The following is a 2,325-nucleotide window of genomic DNA, read 5'->3' on the forward strand; positions in this document are numbered from 1 at the left end:
ATCGCCCGAAGACGGGAAGTAAAATTGGGGCTTGATAACGAAGAACTTGTAGAAATATTGGACGGCATTAGCATGGGAGACCTTGTGATAACCGCAGGGCAGAATTTTCTTACCGACGGCGATCCTGTCCGTATTGTGGATTAAAGGGATAACATGAACATATCTGAATATTCAGTTAAACACCCCGTAACCGTATTAATCCTTTTCGCTTTGGTCATGGGTATCGCCGCTACCCTGCTTTCAAAACTTTCACTTGATCTTTACCCCTCGATTGATCAGCCGATCTTTACCGTATTTACGCGCTTTCCAGGGGCTGGACCGGAAGACATCGAACGCAACGTTACAGAACGCCTTGAACGCTCCCTTTCCTCCACAAGGGGGCTTGTGAACATGACGAGCAATTCACAGTTTGAAACAAGCAATATCCGCCTTGAATTTCAATACGGAACAGACATGGACAAGGCGGTCAACGACACGCAGGTTCTTCTTAACCGCCTTGTAAACTCCCTGCCGGACGGCGTTCAAACACCCGTCGTGCGCCGTTTTGACGCGAGCGCGATGCCGATTATGCGGCTCGTCGTAAGGGGGAATTATCCGCCCGACCAGTTGCGCATTTTCGCAGAAGATGAAATTCAGCCCAGCATCGAGCGCATCGAGGGGGTTGCCTCGGCGGAAGTTACGGGCGGCACGACCCAGATTGTCAAGATTGAAGTTTCGCTTAACCGCCTCGCCGCTTTCAATCTTACGTTAAACGACATAAACAACTCGCTAAAAGGGCAAAGCGTCCTTTCTTCTGGCGGCAACCTAAGACGCGGAACACGCGAGTATCAGATTATGACGCAGGAAGAGCTTGTCAGCATAGACCAGATAAAACGGCTCGCTGTAAAAACCGTAAACTTGTCGAGCGCGGGGCAGGCCCCCCTTTATCATTCAATCCGCCTTGAGGACATAGCCGACATTTCGCTCGGATACAACGACAATGCCGCGAGGGTTAACGTAAACGGACAGAGCGGGGTTTATCTTCAGGTAACGAGCGAAAGCGGAAGCAATCAGGTTAAGGTGTCGGACAGGGTACAGGCTTCCCTTGCGGACATCAACGCCACCCTGCCGCAGGGCATAACTTTAAGCGTGCTCTCGGACAATACCACGATGATAAGGGCGACGTTAAACCAGGTTTATACGAACGCTTTTCAGGGCGCGGCCCTCGCCATGCTTATCCTTCTTTTGTTTTTGCGTAACGTAAAGGCGACGGTTATTATAGGGTTTTCAATTCCAATTTCCATAATGCTTACCCTTATGTCAATGTCGATTTTCGGCTTTACCTTAAACCTGCTCACGATGACCGGCCTTATAATGGGGTTAGGAATGACAATGGACGCTTCCATCGTCATTATCGAAAACGTCCACAGTTACAGGGTGCGGGGCGCGAAGCCCGAAGTGGCGGCGATTTTGGGAAGCCGCGAAATGTTACGCGCCATTATAGCCTCGTCCGCCACCACCGTCTGCGTTTTTATCCCACTTATCATCTATAAAAACGACTTGAAGGAAATGGGGCTTATGTTCAGCGATCTTATTTTTACCGTGGTAATATCGCTTACGGTCTCGCTTTTAGTGGCGATTACGCTTGTTCCAAGCCTTGCCGGAGCTGTATTAAAACTAAACACAAGGGTTCAAAAACCGATAAAAAACCGCATCTTGCGCCTTATTGACGACAAAACCGAGGCTTTTTTAGTCTCCATGGAAAACAAGTACCAAATAGCGCTTGATTATTGTCTTTCCAACAGACTGCTCATCGTCCTGTTTGTAGTAATGCTCCTCGCCTTCTCTCTTACGCAGTTTTCCGGCGGAATGAACATGTACGCCCGCATGAGGACGGACGACAACGTGGCGATCAACGTGGCGATGCCCAGAGGGACCGCGATTGACGTTACCGAAAAAACGTTATTTGACATAGAGGAAATAATAAAAAATGAAGTGCAAGGTTACATTAATATCGTACTTACGGCGACTCGCAGCGGGACCAACCAGGGATCGATTCAGATTACCCTGCCCCCTCCCGCGAAACAGACTGACACTCCCGACACGATTATCCGTAAACTTACCCCCTATCTTGACACGATTCCCGGCACAAAAATAAGTTTCAGGGCGGGGCGCGGAGTGGGAACCTCAGACCCCATTGAAATCGCCGTAAGTTCAAGGGATTATAACGCGATTATGGCTACCGGCGAAGAAATTCAAACTATAATGAGGCGATACCTTCCTGAAATTGAAAACCCCGTGATAAACGTGGACGAGGGCGCGCCCCAGCTTCAAATTGAAATTGAC

1 protein-coding gene is annotated in these 2,325 nt (G+C 49.2%); it reads left to right on the forward strand.

Annotation, left to right across the window (positions count from 1 at the left end):
• Positions 1–153: 153 nt before the first annotated feature.
• Positions 154–2,325: efflux RND transporter permease subunit (locus ACYVTD_RS11730; protein WP_461247952.1), on the forward strand; the 2,172-nt coding region annotated here is incomplete at its 3' end.

The organism is Treponema sp. R6D11 (assembly GCF_054786075.1).